General features: G+C 64.6%; 19 protein-coding genes. 10 read left to right on the top strand and 9 right to left on the bottom strand.

Annotation, left to right across the window (positions count from 1 at the left end):
- The first annotated feature begins 55 nt into the window (after positions 1 to 55).
- Positions 56 to 1,105 (top strand): DUF1838 family protein, encoded by a 1,050-nt coding sequence (locus tag ACT6Q8_RS14690; protein WP_444733404.1) that lies wholly within the window; start codon positions 56 to 58, stop codon positions 1,103 to 1,105.
- 36 nt (positions 1,106 to 1,141) lie between these two features.
- Here the strand turns inward: ACT6Q8_RS14690 and ACT6Q8_RS14695 are convergent, their stop codons facing one another.
- Positions 1,142 to 2,410, bottom strand: a complete 1,269-nt coding sequence (locus ACT6Q8_RS14695; protein ID WP_444733405.1) for a mechanosensitive ion channel family protein — start codon at positions 2,408 to 2,410, stop codon at positions 1,142 to 1,144.
- 290 nt (positions 2,411 to 2,700) lie between these two features.
- On the opposite strand from ACT6Q8_RS14695, the gene lepA reads away from it, so the two are divergent.
- From lepA to ACT6Q8_RS14715, 4 genes are all read left to right on the top strand, one after another.
- Positions 2,701 to 4,503 carry a translation elongation factor 4 gene (gene lepA, locus ACT6Q8_RS14700; RefSeq protein WP_054170264.1) on the top strand — a complete coding sequence of 601 codons (1,803 nt, stop codon included), beginning with the start codon at positions 2,701 to 2,703 and terminating at the stop codon, positions 4,501 to 4,503.
- A 234-nt stretch (positions 4,504 to 4,737) separates the two neighbouring features.
- A complete protein-coding gene (locus ACT6Q8_RS14705) occupies positions 4,738 to 5,580 on the top strand; it encodes a hypothetical protein (RefSeq protein ID WP_054170263.1) in 843 nt (280 codons plus the stop codon).
- Between the two features lie 95 nt (positions 5,581 to 5,675).
- Positions 5,676 to 6,464, top strand: a complete 789-nt coding sequence (locus ACT6Q8_RS14710; RefSeq protein WP_444733406.1) for a hypothetical protein — start codon at positions 5,676 to 5,678, stop codon at positions 6,462 to 6,464.
- A 162-nt stretch (positions 6,465 to 6,626) separates the two neighbouring features.
- Positions 6,627 to 9,125 carry an esterase-like activity of phytase family protein gene (locus ACT6Q8_RS14715; RefSeq protein ID WP_444733407.1) on the top strand — a complete coding sequence of 833 codons (2,499 nt, stop codon included), beginning with the start codon at positions 6,627 to 6,629 and terminating at the stop codon, positions 9,123 to 9,125.
- Positions 9,126 to 9,290: 165 nt separating this feature from the next.
- On the opposite strand, the gene ACT6Q8_RS14720 is transcribed toward ACT6Q8_RS14715, so the two are convergent.
- Positions 9,291 to 10,418 carry a nicotinate phosphoribosyltransferase gene (locus ACT6Q8_RS14720; RefSeq protein WP_444733408.1) on the bottom strand — a complete coding sequence of 376 codons (1,128 nt, stop codon included), beginning with the start codon at positions 10,416 to 10,418 and terminating at the stop codon, positions 9,291 to 9,293.
- A gap of 175 nt (positions 10,419 to 10,593) precedes the next feature.
- Here ACT6Q8_RS14720 and ACT6Q8_RS14725 point away from each other — a divergent pair, with 175 nt between their 5' ends.
- Positions 10,594 to 11,049: a (2Fe-2S)-binding protein gene (locus tag ACT6Q8_RS14725; RefSeq protein ID WP_054170259.1), complete on the top strand. Its 456-nt coding sequence runs from the start codon at positions 10,594 to 10,596 to the stop codon at positions 11,047 to 11,049.
- A 12-nt stretch (positions 11,050 to 11,061) separates the two neighbouring features.
- Complete coding sequence (locus ACT6Q8_RS14730; RefSeq protein WP_444733409.1) at positions 11,062 to 13,233, top strand: molybdopterin cofactor-binding domain-containing protein; 2,172 nt, start codon at positions 11,062 to 11,064, stop codon at positions 13,231 to 13,233.
- A gap of 21 nt (positions 13,234 to 13,254) precedes the next feature.
- Here the strand turns inward: ACT6Q8_RS14730 and ACT6Q8_RS14735 are convergent, their stop codons facing one another.
- The 6 genes from ACT6Q8_RS14735 to ACT6Q8_RS14760 are packed head-to-tail and all read right to left on the bottom strand — an operon-like array spanning position 13,255 to position 17,855.
- Positions 13,255 to 14,445 carry a DUF1501 domain-containing protein gene (locus ACT6Q8_RS14735; RefSeq protein ID WP_444733410.1) on the bottom strand — a complete coding sequence of 397 codons (1,191 nt, stop codon included), beginning with the start codon at positions 14,443 to 14,445 and terminating at the stop codon, positions 13,255 to 13,257.
- Between the two features lie 2 nt (positions 14,446 to 14,447).
- The gene (locus ACT6Q8_RS14740) at positions 14,448 to 15,773 is read right to left on the bottom strand and encodes a DUF1800 domain-containing protein (RefSeq protein WP_444733411.1); all 1,326 of its coding nucleotides are present in this window, start codon (positions 15,771 to 15,773) and stop codon (positions 14,448 to 14,450) included.
- A 28-nt stretch (positions 15,774 to 15,801) separates the two neighbouring features.
- Complete coding sequence (locus ACT6Q8_RS14745; protein WP_444733412.1) at positions 15,802 to 16,281, bottom strand: periplasmic heavy metal sensor; 480 nt, start codon at positions 16,279 to 16,281, stop codon at positions 15,802 to 15,804.
- The gene (locus tag ACT6Q8_RS14750) at positions 16,278 to 16,739 is read right to left on the bottom strand and encodes a hypothetical protein (protein ID WP_054170254.1); all 462 of its coding nucleotides are present in this window, start codon (positions 16,737 to 16,739) and stop codon (positions 16,278 to 16,280) included. The genes ACT6Q8_RS14745 and ACT6Q8_RS14750 overlap by 4 nt, the downstream gene beginning before the upstream one ends.
- A 40-nt stretch (positions 16,740 to 16,779) precedes the next feature.
- Positions 16,780 to 17,430 (bottom strand): RNA polymerase sigma factor, encoded by a 651-nt coding sequence (locus tag ACT6Q8_RS14755; protein WP_444733413.1) that lies wholly within the window; start codon positions 17,428 to 17,430, stop codon positions 16,780 to 16,782.
- 14 nt (positions 17,431 to 17,444) lie between these two features.
- Positions 17,445 to 17,855, bottom strand: coding sequence for an EF-hand domain-containing protein (locus ACT6Q8_RS14760; RefSeq protein ID WP_444739396.1), 411 nt, complete (start codon positions 17,853 to 17,855; stop codon positions 17,445 to 17,447).
- A gap of 273 nt (positions 17,856 to 18,128) precedes the next feature.
- Between ACT6Q8_RS14760 and ACT6Q8_RS14765 the strand changes: the two genes are divergently transcribed.
- From ACT6Q8_RS14765 to ACT6Q8_RS14775, 3 genes are all read left to right on the top strand, one after another.
- A complete protein-coding gene (locus tag ACT6Q8_RS14765) occupies positions 18,129 to 18,950 on the top strand; it encodes a hypothetical protein (protein ID WP_156344871.1) in 822 nt (273 codons plus the stop codon).
- 96 nt (positions 18,951 to 19,046) lie between these two features.
- Positions 19,047 to 19,787, top strand: a complete 741-nt coding sequence (locus ACT6Q8_RS14770; protein WP_054170251.1) for a metallophosphoesterase family protein — start codon at positions 19,047 to 19,049, stop codon at positions 19,785 to 19,787.
- Between the two features lie 68 nt (positions 19,788 to 19,855).
- Positions 19,856 to 20,707, top strand: a complete 852-nt coding sequence (locus ACT6Q8_RS14775; RefSeq protein WP_444733415.1) for a class I SAM-dependent methyltransferase — start codon at positions 19,856 to 19,858, stop codon at positions 20,705 to 20,707.
- Position 20,708: 1 nt separating this feature from the next.
- Here the strand turns inward: ACT6Q8_RS14775 and ACT6Q8_RS14780 are convergent, their stop codons facing one another.
- Positions 20,709 to 23,225 (bottom strand): cation:proton antiporter, encoded by a 2,517-nt coding sequence (locus ACT6Q8_RS14780; protein ID WP_444733416.1) that lies wholly within the window; start codon positions 23,223 to 23,225, stop codon positions 20,709 to 20,711.
- Positions 23,226 to 23,442: the final 217 nt, after the last annotated feature.

Here is a 23,442-nt window from a genome sequence, read left to right on the forward strand (position 1 = left end):
GTTTTGTCAGGGCCGGCACGACCGGTCCCGACGATAATCACAAACGGGTAAGGCCATGATCCAGGAAGCGATGTTCAAATCCCTCAGCCGGCGGTCGATCTTTTCTGGCATGGCCGGGATGGGCGCCATGGCCGCGTCGGTGCCGGCCTTCGGCGCGCCGCCGTTGACCAAGGGCAATCTGCGTCCCCTGGATGTGATGGACCCGAAAGAGAACCTGTACGGGTTCGGCAAGATGTGGGGCACGCTGGGGCCGAAGGCGGTTCTGTCGGGCTATCAGGGGGTGCAGTACGCCATTGTCGGCGATAAGCGGGCGGTACCGCTGTTCGGTTATTGCGGGTTCGGCAATAACCGCAACATCGTGCAGCCGGATGGGTCGCTGAAGGTTCTGGGCAAGGAATGCGGCTATTTCACCGATCTGGCGACGGGCGAGATCATCGATCATTGGGACAATCCCTGGACCGGAGAGCGGGTGGAGGTCTTCCCGTTCCTGAACGACCGCTGGCGCGGCACCCTGACCCTGGAACAGAAGGTTTTCCGGGTGGGCGACAGCGAGACGGTGAACAACGATAACGGCACCAAGGGCCAGAAGGGCAAACCCTTCCTGCTGCCCTGGCAGCGCATCGGCGACCAGTATCTGTTGAGCTGGGATTACGCCCATGAATATACCAACCCGGTGACGCCCGAAGGCTGGCCCAAGGCTTCCACGGGCAAACGCGTCAACCCGTCTGAACATTTCACCATCTTCACGCCGGCGGCGGAGATTGATGATCGGTCGCTGGAAAGTGCCCGCTTCACCGCCGGCTTCATGCGTCAGGCCCCCTGGTGGCCCTGGATGCGCATGGGGCAGAGCGGGGTGCATGGCGTGCTGATGGGCCGCATGCACAGCTACAAGATCACCGGCACCGTCGAGGATATCCCCAAATCCGTGCTGAAGCGGGTGGAACGCGACCGTCCCGACCTTCTGGAGGAACCGACCGACGGCCCCGATGAAGGCGTGCGCGGCACCCTGGAAGCCTATGCTGAGGATGTACCGCCGGAGGTGCCGGGCTATGTCTCGCCGCTGGCTGAGAAGCGCAAGGCGATGTTGAAGGAACCGGGTAAGTGACAAGGGTGCGGGGGAGGGGGCGACCCTCCCCCGATTTTACACGCCCTCGTTCGCGGCACGCAGGGGCAGGGGTAGGGCGAAGCTGGCGCTGACTTGGTGCAGGTCGGACCCGCTGGGGCTTTGGAATACGCGCAGGCCGAATTCCGGCAGGACGGCCAGCACATGGTCAAAGATATCGGCCTGGATCGCCTCATAATTCGCCCAGGCGACGGTATTGGTGAAGCAATAGATCTCCATCGGCAGGCCCTGTGACGTTGGCGCCATCTGGCGGACCAGCAGGGTCATGTTCTGGTGGATGCCCGGATGGTGGCGCAGATAATTCTGCAGATAGGCGCGGAAGGTGCCCAGGTTGGTCAGGCGCCGGGCATTATACTGATCCCCCTCGTCCAGCTTGCCGTTCCACTGCGCCAGCTCCTGCTCCTTATCGCCTAGATAGTCGGTCAGCACGCGGAACCGGCGCAGCTTCGCCATTTCCTGCGGGGTGAGGAAGCGCACGCTGGTCTGGTCCAGCAACAAGGAGCGCTTGATGCGCCGTCCGCCCGCCTCCTGCATACCGCGCCAGTTCTTGAACGGTTCGGAAATCAGCTTGCGCGTGGGCAGGGTGGTGATGGTCTTGTCCCAGTTCTGGACCTTCACCGTATGCAGCGCGATGTCGATGACATCGCCATCGGCATTCATCTGCGGCATCTCGATCCAGTCGCCCACCCGCAGCATGTCGCCCGATGAAATCTGTACACTGGCCACCAGCGACAGCAGCGTATCCTGGAACACCAGCATCAGGACGGCGGCCAGCGCACCGACACCCGACAGCAGGATCAGCGGCGACCGGTCCATCAGGGCTGCGATGACCAGCACGGCGGCAATGGCAAACACCACCAGCTTCACCAACTGTACATAGCCCTTGATGGGCTTGCGATGTGCGTCCGGGCGGCGGCCATAGACGGCAATGACGATGTTCAGCAGGGCGCTGACCGCCATGGCCAGGGTCAGGATGATGAAGGCCGCACAGACATTGCGCACGACCAGGACCAGGGCGTCGGGCAAACCGAGGATCAGGTTGATCCCGGCCATGATCACCAGGGCCGGCATGACATTGGCTAGGCGCGGGATCAGCCGCTGCTGCGCCAGCACCTCATCATTGCCATACCGCGTCATGGACAGGCCGCGCCGGATCAGGCCGAGTACCAGTTTCTTCACCACAGAATTGGTGATCCAAGCGGCCAGTATCAGGATGATAAGGCCACCGCCCATACGCAGTGACGCATCATGCTGGGCTAAAAACTCTTGAATATAATCCGGCAACATGGATTTTCCTTTCCAATTTTTATTGCCGATGATGTCCGTCATCGTACGAAAAAAATCAACGTCTGGAGGGAAGTCCATGGGGATATAGGAAGAAATCCTGTGGAATTAACCCCTTTTGTTCAATTTGGTGTCATGCATCGTTTCTGGATAGGGGTATCTTGTGGAGGGGCAGGGGCGGTTGGGTGCTTTGCACACCACCCCTGTCCCCTGCCGGCCCGCAGGGTCATTGCCTTCCGCCCCCCTTGACCCTATCTTGCGCCGCAACTCTATATTCTGGTGCGCGCCTGTCCATGACCGACCTGTCGAAGATCCGTAACTTCTCCATCATCGCCCATATCGACCATGGCAAGTCGACGCTGGCTGACCGTCTGATCGAATTCTGCGGCGCCATCGAGGCGCGCGATATGAAGGCGCAGTTGCTCGATAATATGGATATCGAGCGGGAGCGCGGGATCACGATCAAGGCGCAGACCGTGCGCCTGGAATACAAGGCCAAGGATGGCGAGACCTATCAGTTGAACCTGATGGACACGCCGGGCCATGTCGACTTCGCCTATGAGGTCTCGCGCAGCCTCGCCGCCTGTGAAGGCTCGCTGCTGGTGGTCGACGCCAGCCAAGGGGTGGAGGCGCAGACGCTAGCCAACGTCTATCAGGCGCTGGATGCCAATCACGAGATCGTGCCCATCCTGAATAAGGTTGACCTGCCGGCGGCCGATGTGCCGCGCGTAAAGGCGCAGATCGAGGATGTGATCGGGCTGGACGCGTCCGACGCGGTGGAGATTTCCGCCAAGACCGGCCTGAATATCGAAGGCGTGCTGGAAGCCATCGTCACCCGCCTGCCGCCGCCCAAGGGCGATGCCAGCGCGCCGCTGCAGGCCCTGATCGTCGACAGCTGGTACGATGCCTATCTCGGCGTCGTCATTCTGGTCCGCGTGGTCAATGGCGAGTTGAAGCTGGGCCAGAAGGTGCGCTTCATGGCGACCGGTGCCACGCGTGAGCTGGACCGGGTGGGTATCTTCACGCCCAAGAAGATCGCCCTGGAGAAGCTGGGGCCGGGCGAGATGGGCTTCGTGACCGCCGCCATCAAGGATATCCGCGACACCAAAGTCGGTGACACGATCACCGAGGAACGCCGCCTGGCGCCCACCGCGCTCGCCGGGTTCAAGCCGTCGATCCCTGTGGTGTTCTGCGGCCTGTTCCCGTCGGATGCGGCGGAGTTCGAGCATCTGCGCGACAGCCTGGGCAGGCTGGCGCTGAACGACGCGTCCTTCCAGTATGAGACGGAAAGCTCGGCGGCGCTGGGCTTCGGCTTCCGCTGCGGCTTCTTAGGGTTGCTGCATCTGGAGATCATCCAGGAGCGGCTGGAGCGTGAATTCGATCTGGACCTGATCACCACGGCCCCGTCGGTCGTCTATAAGATGCACATGACCGACGGCAAGGTGATCGAGATGCATAATCCGGCCGACATGCCGGACGTGGTGCGCATCGACCATATCGAGGAGCCGTGGATCAAGGCCACGATCATGCTGCCCGATGAATATCTGGGTGGTGTGCTAGCGCTCTGCACCGAACGACGCGGCGTGCAGAAGGACCTGACCTATGTCGGTGGCCGGGCGATGATCGTCTATGAGCTGCCGCTGAACGAAGTGGTGTTCGATTTCTATGACCGGTTGAAGTCCATCAGCCGCGGCTATGCCAGCTTCGATTACCAGCTGGAGGAATACCGCGAGGGTGATCTGGTCAAGATGTCGATCCTGGTGAATGCGGAGCCGGTGGACGCCCTGTCCATGATCGTCCACCGCAGTCAGGCCGAATATCGTGGCCGTCAGCTGTGTGAACGGTTGAAGGACCTGATCCCCCGCCACCTGTTCAAGATCCCAATCCAGGCGGCCATCGGCGGCAAGGTCGTGGCGCGCGAGACCATCGCCGCCATGCGCAAGGACGTTCTGGCCAAGTGCTATGGCGGCGATATCAGCCGTAAGCGCAAGCTGCTGGACAAGCAGAAGGAAGGCAAGAAGCGTATGCGGCAGTTCGGCGAGGTCGAAATCCCGCAGAGTGCCTTCATCGCCGCCCTGAAGATGGGCGATAACTGATATCGGCCAACAGGCTGAAGCGGTATAGGGGCGGGCCTTCGGGTCCGCCCTTTTCATTTGGGCTACCCCGGATGCTGCCGTGAAACGGCCATGGGTGGGCGGGCAAAATGGGTTGCGCCGCCGCCTTTCTGCCTTATTATCATATTATTCGATTGTTCCACGGGGGCGCTGCTTGTCACAGCCTGTTGCCGGATCGGTCCGGTAAGCTGTGCTTAATTGATGGGAGGGATAGGCATGCGGACAAAGGCCGGTCTGTTGGCGATACTGTCGCTGCTATCCACGGTACCCGCCCTGGCGGAGGCCGCGCAGCCCACCATCTTTGCCATCCGTTTCAACGGTATCGCCGCCCCCTCGACCCAGTACGCTGCCGGATCGCTGCCCAGCCTTCCCGCCGCCATCGTGACGGAGGCCCCGCTGGTCCCGTCCGATCCGGTGGAGGGGCGCAAGGCCATGATGGCCACCCTCACCGACTGGATCGGTCGGATCTATGATGGCGCGTTTGCGCGCTTTACCGGGGATACGCCGCCGGTCGCCGGGTCCACCCCCATCCGGGTTGCCGCCGATCCCCGCACCTATCAGATGGCGGGCGTGGCCGCCGATGCGCAGCTGCGCGCCCTGGGCCTGGACAGCAAGGTCGGCATGCGCATGGGGACCGAGGGCATGCGCCAGTCCCTGCGCCTGACGCGCGGATGCGACCAGACATGGCTGCCCAATTCCGTTTCCGGCGATATGGCCGGCGGTTTCGGCGCCCTGACGGGCAGTGTGCAGGGAAGCTGGGGCACCGCCTGCACCGCCGGGCAAAAGGGCTGGCGCGTCACGGCGGGCATGGTGGCGCTGGGCACTGAGAATGCAGGCCCCAATCTGGGCATGGAGTACCGCCCGCGCGTGGGCAGCTTCGTCTCTGATCTGACAGGCCTGACGGCCATGAAGGCGCAGGTGGCGGATACGGGCGGCAGCGTGGGGCTGGAGGCACCATTCCCCATCATCAAGATCGACCGCATGAAGCTGAATGCCGACATGAGCTGGTCACAAGACGGCGCCACCGCCTTGAAACTGGCAACCAAGCTGCGGTTCTGAATGGCAAGCCGATGGCACCGTTGATTTTCTGATCACCGACGGATGGTTTGCGGCTACTCTGCCCGCAAATCCCGTCCGGGCGAGCAGGCAAACGCATGTCCATTCATCAGCGCGCCTTTAATACGATCAGCGCGATCATGGCCGAGCGCGGGGCCACCGAAGGCGCAATGAATGACGTTTTCGAATTCCTGCTTCATTACCGCTGCATGCTGATCAACAATACCATCATCAAGCAAGGCGATGGCCGTGTGCATGGCGGGCCGTTTGCGGGCATGATCCTGCCCGACCCGGCGAACCGCATGCAGGCACCCCGGCTGCTGGGCTGTTACGAGGGGGAGTTGCACGAGATTGTTCAGGCGATCCCCGATGCCGGTTATCAGCATCTGATCAATATCGGCTGCGGCGAGGGCTATTACGCCGTCGGCATCAAACGCATGGCCCCGCAGATCGAGGTCTGGGCCCATGACATCGACCCCGAGGCGGAACGCAAATGCCGGGAGGCGGCGGCCCTGAATGGGGTCGACATCCATGTCGGGGGGATTTTCGATCCACAGCAATTCGCCCTGCATGAAGGGTACCGCACCCTGGTCTGGTGCGATATCGAGGGGGCGGAGGAGATGCTGCTGGATCCCGCGCGCTATCCCGCCCTGGCCGGCATGGATATCCTGGTGGAATTGCACCCGACCGATGGCGGCCACACGCGCGATACGGTGCCTGCGCGCTTCGCCGATACGCACAGCATCGAGATCCGACAGCCGCGCGGCTATGCCTTTGACATGCCCGACTGGCTGCGCGATGGCAGCCAGTTGAACCAGCTTCTGGCCCGGCTTGAATGGCGGGGGTCCGCGACGCCATGGGCCATGATGCGCGCGCGTGGCACATGACGCGCATGCGTGAATATACAGAAACGGCGCGAAGCATTGGCGTTCGTGCCCGTTTCCGGTTCGGCACCTGTTCACCGCAATAATTCTGTCGTGCAAACTAAACCGCCCTGTCACGCAGGACAGTTACAGCCCGCCTCAAAGTTTTCATCTTGAGGGGGCATCATGAAATATTCGTATCGCGCGGCGCTGCTGGCCAGTGCGCTGTCCATCGCGTCGCTGCCGGCACTGGCGCAGACCGCGACCAGTGTCACGCTGAATGGCAGCACCTTCACCAACCAGGGTCTGCAGGGCGTGGGGCGCCTGTCGGCCAGCCTTCGCGACAAGTTCGGGGAAACCTTCGGGTCCATGTCGGCCATGCAGATCGACCTGCATAGCTGGCGCCGCAATGCCGACGGTTCCTATGCCGGCACGCTCTATGCGCTGCCCGACCGTGGGTACAATGTGGCGGCCACCACGAACTACATCCCGCGTTACAATGTCCTGTCGCTGACCTTCAACCCGTACACGGGCACGGCGGCGGCCCCGCAGACGCAGATCGGTCTAACGCTGAAGGATACGGTGCAGTTCACCGATGACAAGGGTACGCCGTTCAGCGGCCTGGACCCGGCCACGACGGGCACGGGCCTCACCTATCGCCCGGCGGCCAATGGCCTGCCGAACCTGCCGCTGACCGGCACGGGCCGTCTGGCGCTGGACCCCGAAGGCTTTGTGCGCGCCGCCGACGGCACCATCTGGGTCAGCGATGAGTATGGCCCCTACATCTATCACTTCACGGGCGACGGCAAGCTGCTGTCGGCTATCGCGCCGCCGTCCAGTCTATTGCCGCAGCGCAATGGCGCCCTGAACTTTGGTGCGGCGGAATCGACGCCCGCCAACCCGACGCGCGGGCGTCAGAATAACCAGGGTCTGGAAGGCCTGTCGCTCTCGCCCGATGGTAAGACTCTGTGGGTGGCGTTGCAGTCGGCGGCCATTCAGGACCTGAATGCCAGCAGCACGAACACCAGCCGTCGTAACACCCGCTTGCTGTCTTATGACGTGTCTAACAGCGCGGCGCCCGTGTTGAAGAGCGAATATGTCATCCAACTGCCCATGTATAACAACAATGGCACGCCGGGTGGCACCCTGAACCGAGTGGCGGCGCAGTCGGAGCTGCTGGCGCTCAACAACACGCAGTTCCTGCTGCTGTCGCGTGACGGTAATGGCTATGGCAGCGGGGCGACGCCCAACAGCAGTCCCACCAGCTTTTACCGCCGCATCGACCTGATCGACGTGACAGGCGCCACCAACATTGCCGGCACGGCCTATGATACCGGCACCTCCATCGCCCCCAACGGCGTGCTGGTCGCGGCCATCACGCCGGTGCAGTTCGCCAGCTTTGTTGACATGAACGACGCGGCGCAGCTGTCCAAGTTCGGTCTGGTCAATGGCGCCACCAACAATGTGAATTGCCGCACGCAGTGCCTGTCGGAAAAGTGGGAGGCGCTGGCCCTGGTCCCGGCCCTGGACGCCGCCAAGCTGGATGATTTCTTCCTGTTTGTGGGCAACGACAATGATTTCGTCACCCAGAACGGTTTCCAGGTGGGCCAAGCGTACAAGGATGCGTCGGGGGTCGAGAATGACACGATGCTGCTGGCCTATCGCCTGACCCTGCCCACCTATGTCGATCCGATGGCGACCGAAAGCCAGGCGCTGACTGGTCCCGCCATCGGTCAGGCGCTGGGTGAAAGTGCCCTGGCCGCCAACGCCGCCGCGTCCGCCGACCTGACGGGCCGCACCCAGGCCATCCGTGCCGGTCTGGCCACCCGTGCGGAAGGCAGCTTTGAGCTGGCCGCCGGTGGCAATTGGGGGGCGCTTGCCCGCGATGATCAGGGGGGCAAGCGCCTGTCCAAGCCGGAAAGCTGGTCGGCGGGCATTGCCGGTGACTATGCCGTGTCGGGCACGGTGCGCATTGGTCTGGCGCTGAACTATGCCGACACCGATGGCAAGTTTGGTAACCTGGGTGGGGCCAAGGTCACGGCCTGGGGTGTTGGCCCCTATGCCACCCTGTCGCTGCCCGGTGGCTTCTATGCCGATGCCAGCTACCGCTACACCGACCTGAAGATCGAGGATATTCGCCGTAATACCTTCGCCTATAACCTGACCGCCAATGGCGAGACGGAGGGCAAGGGCCATCATGTGGGGGTGGAGTTTGGTTCCGTCGCCACGGCGGGTTCCCTGCGCTATGGCCCCATCGTCAGCTTCAATTATGACCGGGTGGAGCTGGATGCCTGGAATGAGACGGGTGCCCTGCATCTGAACTTGGACCATTCCGATCTGGCCGAACAGCAGCTGCTGTTCAATATCGGCGGTCAGGTTTCGACCCAGATCGACATGGGCAATGGCCGCATGGCCGTGCCGGAACTGCGCGTTGGGTATCAGGAAGACCTGATCAAGGATGACGGCCAGACCTATACCACCACCCTGTCCAACCGCCGCACCAGCAGCCTGGCCACCAACACCAGCATCCTGCCCGATCCGCAGGGCGATGGTTTCCGCGTCGGCCTGGGCCTGTCGCTGTCGGTGGCTGACAATGCCGGCCTGTACCTGTCGGGCGACACGCTGTTTGCGGAGGATGACAAGCCCGACTACACGGTCGGCGCGGGTCTGCGCGTCGGGTTCTGATGAAGGCCAAGCCGGCCCTGGTAAATACCAGAGCCGGCTTCGGAGGCGACTGCCGCCGCGCGGCATGTGCCGCGTGAAGCCAAGCTGCGGATGCAGCGCCAGCGTTTGAGGCAAAAGGAAGTTTAGGGCGGAAGGGGAAAGGGGGCGTGCGACCGCCCCCTTTTTCTATTTCCGCAGCAGGAATTCGCGCCCCACCTTCACCCGCTTCACCCCGTCATAGTCGACAATGTCGGTGGTGGCATAGGTTTCCGACCATTTGTCGGGCAGGTAGCTGCCGGTGCCGATCACGTCGATGGGCGCGCCGGCATCGGCCATGATACGGCATTTTTCCGGGCTGAAGCCACTGGACGCCACGATCTTCACCTTGGGGAAGTCAGCCGCGTCCAACTGTTCACGCAGGTAATGGATGGCGGCGGCCGACACGCCGGCCCCGATCAGATGGCGCAGTTCGCTTTCATCCCGGTAGCCCCGGATGCTGTGGGGCGCGTGGCGTTCCAGCACGGCATAGCTGGTGGGTGGGTCCAACCCCTCCAGAAAGCGCCCGCCCGGCGTGTCGATGCGAAGCGACAGGTCGCCCGCCGCTGCCATATCGGGGAAACGGCGGCAGACGGCCAGCGCGTCCGTCACCTCCCGCCCGAAATAATCGACCAGGACGGTCATGGGCTGACCGGGAAACGTCTCCGCATACATTTCCGCGGCACGGACGGTGGAGCCGGCATAGCCGATCAGGGCATGGGGCATGGTGCCCAGACCCTTCTCGCGCCCGAAATAATGGGCTGTGGCGTCAGTGGCATTGCCGATGAAGCCCACGGCCCCATCGCGCCGCCGGGCGCGGGCGGACCCGACGGATGCCGCATAGGCCATGATCTCCGCCATCTCCGTCCCCGCGCAATGGCGGGCATCCATGGCCAGGAACGCCACCTTGGGCAGGCCCGCGCACATCATATAGGCATTGTAGGCGGCCACACAGGCGGGGCCCAGCTTCATCAGGAACAGGGTCTCCAGTTCCGCCATCTGGCTGAACGGCCCGGTGATCCACATCATGGGCTCACCCGCCCCCACCCATTTGGTTTCCTCATAATTCAGCTGGATATCGGGGGTGAAGCCGCGTTCGGCGGCCACGGCGCGCAGCCAGTCCAGCGCCAGCCGCGGGGCGAACACCACGGGCCGGCGCATGAACACGGCATAGGTGACCTTCTGATCGCCGAACTTTTCCACAATGGCGCGGGTGCGCTGGAAATAAACGTCGGTCCACTGGGCGACGGCATCGGCGGCGGGGGGCGTCTTGGTCATGCGGCGAGCATCCTGAAATCTGTGGCGATGATAAGCCGATCCAGCCCCCGGATGGCAAGACATGCCCGCCTGTTACGCATTTGTTTTCGTTGTAACCGCAGGGTTACCGCCCTTGCGCCGTATCAGGGGGCGTGATGAAGAACCGTTAACCAACGACAACATCAGGCAGCCCCCCATGACACTCACCCTGAAAATCAACGGACAGGATCATCCGCTGGATATCGATCCCGACACGCCTCTGCTGTGGGCACTGCGGGACAATCTGGGTCTGACGGGCACCAAATATGGCTGCGGCATCGGGCAATGCGGGGCCTGCACGGTCCATATAGACGGGCAGGCCGTGCGGTCCTGCGCCATGCCGGTGGATGCCTGTGCCGGTCAATCGGTGACGACCATCGAAGCGCTGTCAACCGACCGCAGCCACGCCGTGCAGCGCGCCTGGATCGAGGGGCAGGTGCCGCAATGCGGCTATTGCCAGTCGGGCATGATCATGGCGGCCGTCGCCTTGCTGAAGGAGAACCCCAAGCCCAGCGACGCCGATATCGACGCCGCCATCACCAACCTGTGCCGTTGCGGCACTTATCCGCGTGTGCGCGCTGCCATCAAGGCGGCTGCCGGCATCGCGGCCTGAGGCGGGGAGGAGATGATGGGCAAGATGGAATTATCGCGCCGGGGCTTCCTGTCGCTGTCAGCTGGAACGGGTTTGACCCTGGGCTTTGGTGTGCTGCCGGCACTGGGCGCGTCGGCGCCGGGCTTTGGCCCCTGGATACGCATCGCGACCGACGGCATGGTGACAGCCCTGACCAATGTCAGCGATATCGGCCAGGGCACCAACAGCGCCCTGGCGCAGGCCGTGGCGGAGGAACTGGCGGTGCCGCTGGCGTCCGTGCGCATGGAAATGGCGCCCGTGGAAACGGCCTTTCACAACAAATCCATCGGCAATTACGCCGTGTATGGCAGCATCGGTCTGCGCACCAATCTGCGCCCCCTGCGTCTGGCGGCGGCGGGGGCGCGGCAGATGCTGGCAGAGGCGGCAGCGACCCGTTTCGGCGTTCCTGTGGATCAGGTGGCGATGCGTGATGGTCAGGCCCTACATGCGGCCAGCGGTCGGTCGCTGGCCTACACGGATCTGCTGGCCGATGCCGCGAAACTGTCGCCACCGGCGGAACCCAAGCTGACCCCGCGTACCGAGTGGAAGGTGCTGGGCCAGTCGCTGCCGCGTCAGGACATTCCGGCCAAGGTGGATGGCAGCACCGTCTATGGTCTGGATGTGCGCCTGCCCGGCATGCTGACGGCTGTGGTCACGCACGCCCCCACCTTTGGCGGCACGCTTGTCTCCGTCGATGAAGCCCCGGCCCTGGCCGTGCGCGGGGTGCGCAAGGTGGTGCGTCTGGCCGGTGCCCTGGCGGTGGTGGCGGACGGTTACTGGCCCGCGTCCAAGGGTCTGGCGGCCCTGTCGCCCCAATGGGGGCCGGGGCCGAATGCCGGGATCGACAGTGATGGCTTGTCCCGCCAGCTGCGCGATGCCGCCATGGCAGGCAAGGGCTACAGCTTTCCGGGCAGTGAAATGCCGGGCACCAACGTCACCGCCACCGCCCAGGCCATGGCCGGTGCCGCCCATATTGTCGATACGCTGTTCGAGGTGCCGTTCCTGGCCCATGCCACGATGGAGCCGATGCATTGCACCATCCAGCTGCGTGCCGACGGGGCTGAGATCTGGTTGTCTACCCAGACGCAGAGCGACACGCAGGCCGGGGTGGCCAAGGTTCTGGGGCTTGATCCTGAAAAGATAAAGGTGAACGCCACCCCCGTGGGGGGTGGGTTTGGCCGCCGCCTGGAACATGATTTTGCGATGCAGGCAGCATATCTGATCAAGGCATTGGCGGCGGATGGCGTCACGGTGCCGGTCAAGATGGTCTGGCCGCGTGAAACCGACATGCGGGCGGGATATTACCGGCCCGCCGTCGCGTCACGGGTGCGCCTCGCGCTGGGTGCCGATGGGATGCCCACAGGGCTGCGCTGCGACAATGCCAACCCATCTCTGCTGGAACATACGGGCCTGACCATCTCTGCCGGGCGGTCGGAGGGGGACTGGTCCGTGGGCATGGGCATCGTGCAGCAATCCTATGCCATTCCGGCCCTGCACCTGACCTGGAGCCGTGTTGATCCGGGCGTGCCGGTGGGGTTCTGGCGGTCGGTCGGCGCGTCGCAGAACGGTCTGTTCCTGGAGATGACCATTGATCGGGCGGCCCGGCATGTGGGCGTCGATCCGGTGGACTATCGCCGCCGTCTGCTGACCGGCAAGGACCGGGCCCGCACGTTCCTTGACAAGCTGGCGAATGCAGCCGGCTGGGGGCGGTCGCTGCCGGCGGGCCATGCGCTGGGCTTCGCGATGGGGCAGGCCAACAACTCCATCTCCGGCCACGTCGTTGAACTATCGGTACCGGAACCGGGCAAGTTCCGCCTGCACCGCATCTGGGCCGCCATCGATCCCGGGGTCACCGCTAATCCGAAGGCGGTGGAAGCGCAGATGATGGGCGGCACCATTTTCGGCCTGTCAGCGGCGCTGGCCGGGGAAATCACCCTGAAGGACGGAATGGTCGAGCAGTCGAATTTCGACAGCTACCCCCTGGCCACCCTGGCGCAGGTGCCACCGATGGAGGTGCTGGTCATTGGCAATAATACCGCCGCTGGCGGGGTGGGGGAGGAAGGGGTGCCGTCCATCGCGCCTGCCATTGCCAACGCCCTGTTCGCCCTGACCGGAAAGCCGATCACCCGGCTGCCGCTGACGCGGGCCGGGTGGGCGATGGTGTAAGAAAGGACTTGGTGAGGGCGCTCAGGCCCTCACCAAATCCGGCATGGCAGTGATAGATTTGGCATCGGGGAAGACATAGCGGTCGATATCCGCCGCCGGCAGTCCCAGATGGCCGGCCAGCACACCCTTCAACAGGGCGCGCATGTCGGTCGTGGGCGCGAGGTCGCGGCCTTCAAACAGCCTGTCATCGCGCAAACCAGGCCAGTCGCCCAGGACCCGACCCCCATTCAGGCCGCCGCCGGCCAGCAGGGCGACGCCGGCGGTACCATGGTCGGTGCCGCCGGTACCGTTGGGGCGGATGGTGCGGCCGAATTCGGTGACGATGGCAATCAGGGTCTGATCCCAGACGCCCTGCATGCTGGTCCGCAGGGTCACCATGGTTTCGGCCAGCTGACCCAGGGCGTTGGGCAGGCGGCCCTGCAGCGTACCCTGGCCCACATGCGTGTCCCATCCGGACAGTTCCAGGGTGGCGATGCGTGGGCCGGCGGGGTCGGACAGCATGCGGCCCGCCGTTTCGGCCAGGATCAGGCGATCCTTGCCGCCGTCCCGCTTCTTGTTGCCATCCATGCCATTGGCCATGTCGGCCACGCCCAACCCCGCCATCAGGGCCGGGCCCAGCACGGGATCGTTGCTGTAAAGGCCCGCCACCCGGTCTATGAAATCCATGGTCGGTTCGGGCAGGGGCGACGGGGCCCAACTAGCTACCGGTACCGATCCGCGCAGGACCAGCGGCACCCCCTGGCCCAGCGACAGGCCCAACCCCTTGCCCCCGCCATCCAGGCGGGCCAGAGCGCGGTTCAGCCAGCCACTGTCATCGCCGGCCCGGATACCGCCGGTATCCAGCAGGTCCTGCGCATCAAAATGGCTGCGGTCGCGATAGGGGGTGGCGATGGCGTGGACGGCCAGAAGCTGCTTCTGCCCCCACCATTCATGCAAGGCGGCCAGCGCCGGGTGCAGGCCGAAACGGCCATCCAGGTCCAGAACCCCGCCTTCCTGTCCCGGTTCGGCCAGGGCCAGCGTGCCGCGCACCGACCGGTAATCCGGATCGGCATAGGGCACGACGGCCCCCAGCCCATCCATGGCCCCGCGCAGCACGATCATCACAAGGCGGCGGTCGGTTCCCGCTGCGGCCAGCGACAGGCGCGGGGAGGATGCCGCCAGAAGGCCGGCGGCCCCGGCGGTGGCGATGAAATGACGGCGATGCAGCATCATGATCACCTCCGTTGAAAGGCGGGAGAAGACAGAACCAGACCCAGCGCCTCTGCCGGGCTGGGTGCGCGGGCCACGGCCTGACGCAAGCCATCATCGGCGAGATCGCCCAGGGCCGTGTCGACAAAGGCGCGGGCGTCCAGCTTTGCGCCCAGCCGCTGTCCGAAGGCCAGCGACCAGTCGATGCGGCGCAGGATGGCATCCGGCCCCGTCCAGTCGGCTGCCTTGTCGGGCCAGCCGGCAGGCGAGGGGGCGGCAAAGGGCATCTGGCCCAGCAGGTTCATCGCATTGACGATCCGGTCATCCGGTATCTCCACCGCGCTGGCGCGAAGGGTGGCGGTGATGAAATCATTGGGGCTGCGCATCTTGGACAGCGGCTGTGCCCAACTGGCATCCATCCTCACCAGCGTCGCCGTGACATGGGCCAGATCGCCCCGGCTGTCGCGGAAGGCCTTGGCCAGCGCGGTGACGGCGGTGGGTGGCGGGTCATCGGCGATGAAGTGCCGGGCCAGCTTTTGCGCCACATGGTTAGCGGTGGCCGGGTGGGCGCACAGCATGTCGATGGCCGCGGCGGCCTCTGCGATCCCGCTTTCCGGGATGCGCTGACCCAGCAGGACCTTCTCCCCCGGCTGGTGACGGCGCGGGTTGAAACTGGCGGTTCCCCGCTCCTCATCCAGGGTCCAGCCCGTCAGGACCAAGGCCATGGCGCGCACATCATCTTGATGATAGCCGCCATCGACACCCAGCAGGTGCAGTTCCAGCGCCTCCCGCCCCAGATTCTCGTTCAGGCCTTTATCGCGTTTCTGCCCGGCCTTGCTGTCCGGTCCGATCGACTGGGCATTGTCAAGATAGATCAGCATGGCGGGGTGCAGGATGGCGGCCCGCGCCATGTCGCGGAAATTGCCCAGGATATGGGGGCGGATGGCCTCATTCTCATAGGCCAACCCCAGGGGTGCGATCGCGGGGCGCTGAGTCGATACCGTGAAATGGTTCGACCAGAACTGCACCAGCCGTTCCTGCAACGGGGCGTCGCTGCCGGCGGCCAGACGGGTACGGATCGCGATATCGGCGCGGTACTGTTCGCGCGCCTGCTTCTTCGCCATCTCCTCCACCTCGCCTTTGGCCTTGCGCGCGGCCAGCAGGGTGGCGACACGCGGGGCGGAGCCTTGGTGTTGGCCAAGGATGGCTGGCAGGGGGCGGGGGGTGAGCTGGCTTTCGACCCAGCCTCGCGGATCGGATTTGACCCTGTCCAGGTCACCCGGCCCGGCACCAAAGCCGAAACGCGACAAGGCATGCGCGGCCAGGGTTCCTGGCGCGGTGGTCATCACCATGGTCAATCCTCCTGACAGGAGTGGGTGATCAGTTTCCCGGTGGGGGTGGCGGCGGATGGGGTGGCCCGTCCTTGTCCGGCTTGCCCTTGCCCCCGCGCTGGGGCGGTGGGGGCAGGGTGCCGGCAGCCTGGGCCGCTTCCATCCGCTCAACAATTGTACGGTGCAGACGTTCCTGCGCCCGGCCTGTGACCTGGCGAAGGTCGGTAAGGGCCGCTTCGGCGGCGGCGGCATCGAAGGGGCGCTGGCGCAGCGTTTCGGTCACGGTGCGGCGGGCGGCGCGGAATGCCTCCATCTGCGCCTTCACGTCCTCATCCTTCGGGCGCATGGCCTGATCAATTTCCGGGCGCAGCGGCTCCGGGACCAGCCCCATCAGCCGTTCCACGCTGCTGGGCGGGCCACCACCGCCCCCGCTGCGCAGCCAATGTCCGGCAAAGATGCCCAGCACGGCCAGATTGCCGGCTGCCGACAGGACCAGCAGGACGGACAGGATCAGGGTCGAGCGTTTCATTCCGCATTCTCCGCGTCGGCGGCATCGAGATAGGGTGTATCCCCCAGCATGGAGACCAGATCCTCCCCTGCCACCTGTTCGCCCGCCGTCGCCGTGGGCAGGGTCACCAACTGACCGTACCCCAGCACAAAGCCGATCACCCCCGCCGCCGTCACCGTCGCCATGCCGGCGGTCCAGCGCCGCCAGCCGGCCAGAAGCAGGTGTGCCAGCGATGGGGCCGCGAGGCTGCGCGGATGATCCAGCGGGATATCCAGGATGGTCCGGCGCAGGTCGGGGCTGGCGCCTGTGGCCGGCAGATCGGCCAGCGCCGCCTCCAGAACCTGTTCTGCGGCCAGCAGGTCGCGCAGGTCCGCATCCGCCGCCAGCGCCCGGTCGGCGGCAAGGCGTAGGGGGGCGGGCCAGCGTGACGGGTCGGCCCCGTACCGATCCAGAAGATCAAGGAATTCGCGTTTCGTCATGGCAGCCACCTTTGGCCGGTCCGTTCATAACAGATATTCATCATGTGCCCCATCCTGCCAGCTTTTCCCGCAACGCGCGGCGCGCGCGGACCAGCAGGCTTTCCAGGGCCTTGACGCTGACATCCAGCGCCTTGGCGGCTTCCGCATTCGACAGACCGCCATCATAGGTCAGCGTCACGGCGGCCCGCAGCCGGTCGGGCAGATCGGCGACGGCGGCGGCCACAGCCTGCCTTGTGCGCTGGTCCGACAGGGACCGTTCCTGGTCCATGCCGGGATCGACGGGATCGCCCGCCACCTCCAGCGGTGCCATGGGCGTCCGGCGCGTCCGGTCCAGGCAGAGGTTGGTGGTGATCCGGTAGAACCAAGTGCCGAACCGCGCCGCCGCCGGATCGAACCGGTCGGCATGGCGCCAAAGCCGCAGGAAAGCCTCCTGCGCCACATCTTCGGCATCGGCCTGATTGTTCAGGATACGGCGGGCGATGGTGACGGTGCGGTCCAGATGGCGGTCGACCAGCAGACCATAGGCCCGCCGGTCGCCTGCCGCGACCTTCGTCACCAACGCCTCGTCCGTTTCACCCGCATCGTCCAAAATAACGTCCTGCCTGCCGCGCGCCCATGCGCCGGTCCCATCGGGGGGCGGCGCATCCGTCCCCACCACTCTACGTCCCGACAGGCTGGCCGTCATCGTCATCGCGGGACTTGCCGTTACTTGCCGTCGCGCTTGTGGCCGCGATGATCACCATCACGGGCCGGCTTGAAGGCCGCGAATTCGGCAGAGGTCACGGTGCCGTCCTTGTCGGTGTCCATCTTATCGAACATCGCCAGTTCATGGTCCTGGCGGGCCTTTTCCCGGGCGGCTTCGACTGCGGCGGGGAAGTCAGCCCGCTTCACCTTGCCGTCGCCATCCTTGTCCAGCGCCTTGAAACGGTCAGCCTTGATGGCGGCGCGTTCGGTATCGTCCAGCTTGCCATCCTTGTTGGTGTCATACTTGGCCAGCATCTCTGCCCGGCCCGGTCCACGAGGGCCGTCGGCGGGGCCCATCGGCTGGGCAAAGGCGGCCAGCGGGGTGGCCAGCAGGGCCGAAACAGCCAGGGCAGCAAGGGTGCGGTGGGTCATGGTCATATCCTGAAACTCCGTTTGGGAATGGGGCCGCCGCGATTTCCTGCGGCGGGGAACAGGGGCGTTTCAGGCGCCATGTCGCCCTTGTTCAATCCTGATACGGACGGTGGCGGGGAACCCTGCATTCTGACTTTTAGGAAAAAGATGTATTGCTAACGGATTAGTGATAATAACCGTATGTTAATGTTGTCGGTGACGCGGGTCAGGGCAAGGACCCGCTCACCTTCGATCGGGGCAACCAAGGCGATGGCGCCGGCACAGGAGAGCAAGTTGAGGGGGGTCGTCTACGGGCGCAGCCTTGATTTCAGGCCGCAGCCGCCCGACCCGGATGTGCTGGGTTCGCCGCTTAAACTGACGGATGTCGAGATTGTCAGGTTGCCGCAGAAGGGCTGGCGCGATCATCTGCGCCTGTTTCTGCAATCATCCGGCCTGACCTCTGTTCCCACCGTCGTCCGCTTGCGCTGGCAGGCGCATGAGGTGATCGACTGGCTGCAATCCTCGCTTCTGTCCAAGGGCCGGGGCAAGCGGGCCTCCGTCTCCCATCCGTTGCAGATGATGTCCGCCATCGAGTTCCTGATGGCGATGCCCGGCGAGTTGGAGGCGGAGCGGCGGATCATGCATACGCTGATCGGTCGCGCCCTGCTGGAATATCGCAAGCGGGTCAGCGCCAACCGCGAACGGCCCATGAGCTTCACCAAGGAAGCGACCACGCATTTCTTCGCGGGCTTCAAGGAACAGCAGATGCTGGCCAAAACCAGCACGCCGGGGGAGCAGTTCGCGACCGTCCAGCGCATCTACAACAGCTACTATTTTTTCCGCGCCTACTACATCTTCGCGATCATGGCGCGCGAGCCGGGGGATAGTGGCAGCAAGCTGTTTTCCAAATTCATGCGTGCCTGCTTCTTCATGTCCACCATCCAGGACGATGGGACCGTCGCGCCGAAACCCTCCTATCGACAGTTGCCGCCCAAGGAACATGTGGTGTTCCTGGCCAAGCGTGATGTCGCCCTGCAATCGCGCCTGCGCGAGGATGAGGCGCTGCGCAGCGAGTTGCAGAACATGTTGCGTTTCTTCCGGCCCTTGCGCGGCTGAAGCGGCTCTCTTGTCCTCCTGACAAAGCCTTGCTTTGCGGCGTCTGACGTCGCTGTCACCATGCCGCCTGACTACCCGGGGGGGAGGAAGAACAGCATGCGTATCGCCGTCATTTCCGATGTTCACGGCAACCTGGGTGCCCTGACCGCCGTTCTGGCCGATATCGACCGGCGGGGCGTGGATCAGGTGGTGGATCTGGGCGACAAGCTGTCAGGCCCCCTGTACCCCGCCGAAACCGCCGATCTGATGAGGGGCCGCGACATCCTGCATATCGCCGGCAACCATGAACGCCAGTTGCTGGAACTGCCTGTTGCGAAGATGGGCATGTCGGACCGGCTGGCGCATGAGGCGCTGACGCCGGCGCACCTTGACTGGCTGTCCACCTTGCCTGCACAGGCGGAGATGGCGGGGGGAGAGGTCTGGCTTTGTCATGGCACGCCCAATTCCGACCTGATCTATTTCCTGGAAGAGCTGGGCGACTGGGGAAGCCGTCCGGCGTCGGTCGCCCTGGTTGCGGAGCGGGCCGGGGATATCCAGGCGCCGGTAATCCTTTGCGGCCATTCCCATGTGCAGCGGGTGGTGCGCCTGCCCGACGGGCGGATGGTGGTCAATCCCGGCTCGGTGGGCTTGCAGGCCTATCGCGATGATTTCCGGTTCCCCCACCGCAACGAAATGGGCAGCCCGCATGCCCGCTACTGCCTGCTGGACCGGGCGCGCGGCAGCTGGGCGGTGACCATGGTGGAGGTCGCTTATGACTGGTATGCCGCCGCCGATCTGGCGGCTGCCCGTGGTGCCGATGGCTGGGCCTTTTCCCTGCGTACCGGTCGGGCGGGGTGATCTCTTCCGGTGCGGCGGGTGATCGGATAGGCTGTGACGCCCATTCGACAGCAAGGACACGCCGCCGCATGAACCCGCACGTGCCAGAGAGCGACGGCAGCTATCTCTATTACGACAGCGACTATCCCTGGCCGGAGGATCTGGCGACCGACCCGTCGCTGCATGCCTCAGCCCTGCGGCAGGGTATTTTGCATGACGTGCCGCATTATGTTGGTCTGGCCAATGAACTGGCCGCTCTGCTGGGCCGGGCGCCGAAGCTGCTGGAACTGGCCTGCGGTACCGGGCGGCTGTTGATACCGCTGGCGCGGGAAGGTTTCGCGGTCACAGGTCTGGACGCGTCGGCCACTATGCTGGCGGGTCTTGTCCGCCGGCTGGAACGGGAAGGACCGGAGGTTGGGGCACGGGTGACGGCGGCGCAGGGTGACCTGCTGCAACTGGATGTACCGGTGAAGGACCATGATCTGGTGATCATGGGCTTCAATATCCTGATGTTGCTGGCCGATTTCGAGGCCCAGATCATCGCCCTGGAGAAGGTGCGTGATCATCTGGCGCCCGGCGGCATCCTGGCACTGGATGTCGTGAACCCCCTGGTCATGCCGCTGGGTGCGACGCAGGCAGCGGAAGTCGCCTATAGCCGCGTCAACCGCCGCACTGGCAATCTCTACACGAAATTCGCCCTAGTCGGGACGCTGAATGACCAGCAGCAGCAGCGCAATTACGGCTGGTATGATGAGGTGGTGCCCGGCGGCGCCGTCCGCCGCACCCATTACCATTTCGACTGGCGCCCCATCTTCCGGTTCGAACTGGAACTGATGCTGCGACAGACGGGCTTTAGCCTTGTCCGGGTGGATGGGGATTTCCAGGGATCGCCATTCGACGCGGGATCGCCCAAGATCGTGGTGGTGGCGCGGCGGGTGTGATTTACGCCGACAGCCGCTTTTCAATCGCCTGATCGATATGGGTCTTCATGTCCGGGTCGCTGCTGTACAGGCGGTTGAATTCCCGCTTGTCCAGTAGCAGCAGCTGGCAATAGGCGATGGCGGTGACATCGGCATTGCGCGGCTGGTCCAGGACCAGGGCGATCTCCCCGAAGAAATCGCCGCTGCCCAGACGGATGGGCGCATCCAGCCCCGGCACATGCACCGCCACGGCCCCCGACGACACGAAATAGACCGTGTCGCCGCGTTCGCCCTTGCGAACAATGGTTTCCCCCGGAAAATACAGGCGCGGGCGCAGCAGCCGTTCGATCCGCAGCAGCCGGTCCGGCGGCAGGCCGGTAAACAGCGGCACACGGCTGATCAGCTCATGCGTGGCCAGCCCCAGGTCAAGCTTGGGCGGGCTGCTGACCTCCTGCCAGCGTTCCCGCAGGTCACGTTCCAGATCGTTCAGGATTTCCCGGCTGATCAGCGCTTCCTCGAAAAGCGACTGGGTCGACCGCTCCTCCATGCGCAGGCCGGCGCGGATCAGGTACTGCGACTGCACCGCGTCCAGATAGGCCGGGTATTGCAGACGGATGCTGTCCAGCGCTTCTTCCACCACCTTCAACCGGGTGGTCAGGCGGGTGCGCACGGCTTCTGCCGCCTGTTTGCCCAGCATGGGAACAAGGCGGTCGCCCGTGAACTGGTTCAGTTCGCGCAGGCAGAAGCGCAGCGCCGTCAGCATGGCATAGCGTTCGGCCAGCCGCGCCGATACCGGTCGTTCCCAGCCGAAGCGGCGATGCAGCCACAGGGCGGTGCGCAGGGCGCGGCCCGGCTTCAGCTGCTTGGCCGCCGCCTTTTCATAGGCGGGTGCGCCACCGGTCTTCAGCGCATCCTGCAACCGCCCCGCGACGGCGGTCAGCGTCTGTACCGACAGGCGGGAGATCACACCGTCACGGAAATAGGCGAGATAGCGCTGTTCCTCATACCGGGCCAAGGTGGACAGGCCGATAAACACCCGGTCATCCAGCGACAGCGGGCCATAGCGGCTTTCCAGGTCCAATTGTTCCTGCGCCAGTTCGGCGCCCCGTTCCAGCAGGGGATCGACGGCATGGGCGATGTCCAACCCGAACCGCCCGGCCACGTCCTCCAGATCACGGCGCACATTGGACAGGGACAGGCCCACTGCCCGGTTGCGCAACGCCAGCTCCACAGGCGTCAGCCGGTCCAGGCGCAGCACCCGGATCAGGGGGCGCAGGGTGGTGCCCTGCACGAATAGGGTGAACAGCACGAAACCCGTCACCACGACGGCCACATGTTCCTGGATATAGTCGGGCAGCGACTGATGCTCCGTCACGGCCAGGGCCAGGGCCAGCGATACCGCCCCTCGCAATCCGCCCCAGGTCATGACCAGACGGAAGCGGTTGCTGATATGGTCGGACGCGCCGACCCAGGACAGGACCGGCAGGATGCCGAAGATCACCAGGGCGCGTGCCACCAGGGCGGCCACGATCAGGGCGGCCAGCAGGGCGATATGGCTCCATTTCGCCTCCATCATGGTGGGCGGCACCAGCATGGAGGCGAACAGGAAGATCAGGGAATTGGCCCAGAAGCCCAGCTGGCTCCATACCTGTTCCAGGCCGGACCAGCTTTCGGGGCTGATGCGGGTGCGCCCGGCGGACGCCATGACCAGCCCCGCCACAACCACGGCCACCACGCCCGATACATGCAGATAATGTTCGCCCAGGATGAAGGAGAGATAGGCCAAAGCCACCGTCAGCGTGATCTCCGACAGGGTCTGGTTGCGCAGTGGCGTGACGACCAGCGCCGTCAGCCAGCCCAGCAGCCAGCCCACGGCCACCCCGCCCACGAACTTGAACACGAAGTCCGACGCGGCAGCCACCAGATCGGGTTCACCGCCCTGGGTCAGGATGCCGAGCAGCAGGGTGAACAAAACGATGGCGGCGGCATCATTGAACAGGCTTTCACCCTCAACCAGGATGGTCAGGCGGCGCGGCGCACCCAGATCGCGAAAGATGCTGACGACGGCGGCGGGATCGGTGGTGGCGATGATGCTGGCCAGCAGCAGACAGACGATCAGCGCCTTTTGCGTCGGCATGCCGTGCCAGACGCCCCAGACCCACCACATGGCAAGCCCGGCCACCAATGTACAGACCAGCACCGCCACGATGGCCAGCAGCAGGATCGGCCCCAGATCGTCCAGCATGCGCCGGACATCCACGCCCAAGGCCGTTTCGAACAGGAGTACTGGCAGGAAGATATAAAGGAACGCGGCGGAGGTCAGCTCCACCTCGCCCACGGCATTGATGAAGGCCGTGATGGGGCCGGTCACCCCCTGTTCCATCCCGCCGCCCAGATGTAGCAGCAGCCCGATCCCCACACCCAGGGCGGCCAGCACGACCGTGTAGGGCAGGCCCAGGCGCTTGGCCAGCGGCGGCAGCAGGCTGACCAGCCCCAGCAGGCCGGCAACAGCCAAAAGCGTGTTGATCAAGGTTTCCATGGATGCGGCACACGCGGCAGGGCGGGCAGGAATTGGGGTGCAGAATGGCACGGATGGAACGCCTTCCGCCAGCCTTGGCACCCGGCGTTGGCGGAAGGTCGCCCCTGCGCCATGCTTGCCGCTGCATGATGGTTAGCGTAAGTTAATTGCATTGATTCAATGATCTTGATGAAAAGAAGGCAGCCACTCCGGGGCGGAATCAGGCGGCCGAAGAGGA

It is taken from the genome of Niveispirillum sp. (genome assembly GCF_052437035.1).
Taxonomy (GTDB): Bacteria; Pseudomonadota; Alphaproteobacteria; order Azospirillales; family Azospirillaceae; genus Niveispirillum.

Coding starts and splice junctions, on each gene's coding strand:
- ACT6Q8_RS14740 (WP_444733411.1), bottom strand. CDS start 15,773: ATGGTGATGACCACCGCGCCAGGAACCCTGGCCGCGCATGCCTTGTCG.
- ACT6Q8_RS14755 (WP_444733413.1), bottom strand. CDS start 17,430: ATGACGATGACGGCCAGCCTGTCGGGACGTAGAGTGGTGGGGACGGAT.
- ACT6Q8_RS14730 (WP_444733409.1), top strand. CDS start 11,062: ATGATGGGCAAGATGGAATTATCGCGCCGGGGCTTCCTGTCGCTGTCA.
- ACT6Q8_RS14780 (WP_444733416.1), bottom strand. CDS start 23,225: ATGGAAACCTTGATCAACACGCTTTTGGCTGTTGCCGGCCTGCTGGGG.
- ACT6Q8_RS14745 (WP_444733412.1), bottom strand. CDS start 16,281: ATGAAACGCTCGACCCTGATCCTGTCCGTCCTGCTGGTCCTGTCGGCA.
- ACT6Q8_RS14705 (WP_054170263.1), top strand. CDS start 4,738: ATGCGGACAAAGGCCGGTCTGTTGGCGATACTGTCGCTGCTATCCACG.
- lepA (WP_054170264.1), top strand. CDS start 2,701: ATGACCGACCTGTCGAAGATCCGTAACTTCTCCATCATCGCCCATATC.
- ACT6Q8_RS14690 (WP_444733404.1), top strand. CDS start 56: ATGATCCAGGAAGCGATGTTCAAATCCCTCAGCCGGCGGTCGATCTTT.
- ACT6Q8_RS14750 (WP_054170254.1), bottom strand. CDS start 16,739: ATGACGAAACGCGAATTCCTTGATCTTCTGGATCGGTACGGGGCCGAC.
- ACT6Q8_RS14710 (WP_444733406.1), top strand. CDS start 5,676: ATGTCCATTCATCAGCGCGCCTTTAATACGATCAGCGCGATCATGGCC.
- ACT6Q8_RS14715 (WP_444733407.1), top strand. CDS start 6,627: ATGAAATATTCGTATCGCGCGGCGCTGCTGGCCAGTGCGCTGTCCATC.
- ACT6Q8_RS14720 (WP_444733408.1), bottom strand. CDS start 10,418: ATGACCAAGACGCCCCCCGCCGCCGATGCCGTCGCCCAGTGGACCGAC.
- ACT6Q8_RS14775 (WP_444733415.1), top strand. CDS start 19,856: ATGAACCCGCACGTGCCAGAGAGCGACGGCAGCTATCTCTATTACGAC.
- ACT6Q8_RS14695 (WP_444733405.1), bottom strand. CDS start 2,410: ATGTTGCCGGATTATATTCAAGAGTTTTTAGCCCAGCATGATGCGTCA.
- ACT6Q8_RS14735 (WP_444733410.1), bottom strand. CDS start 14,445: ATGATGCTGCATCGCCGTCATTTCATCGCCACCGCCGGGGCCGCCGGC.
- ACT6Q8_RS14725 (WP_054170259.1), top strand. CDS start 10,594: ATGACACTCACCCTGAAAATCAACGGACAGGATCATCCGCTGGATATC.
- ACT6Q8_RS14770 (WP_054170251.1), top strand. CDS start 19,047: ATGCGTATCGCCGTCATTTCCGATGTTCACGGCAACCTGGGTGCCCTG.
- ACT6Q8_RS14760 (WP_444739396.1), bottom strand. CDS start 17,855: ATGACCCACCGCACCCTTGCTGCCCTGGCTGTTTCGGCCCTGCTGGCC.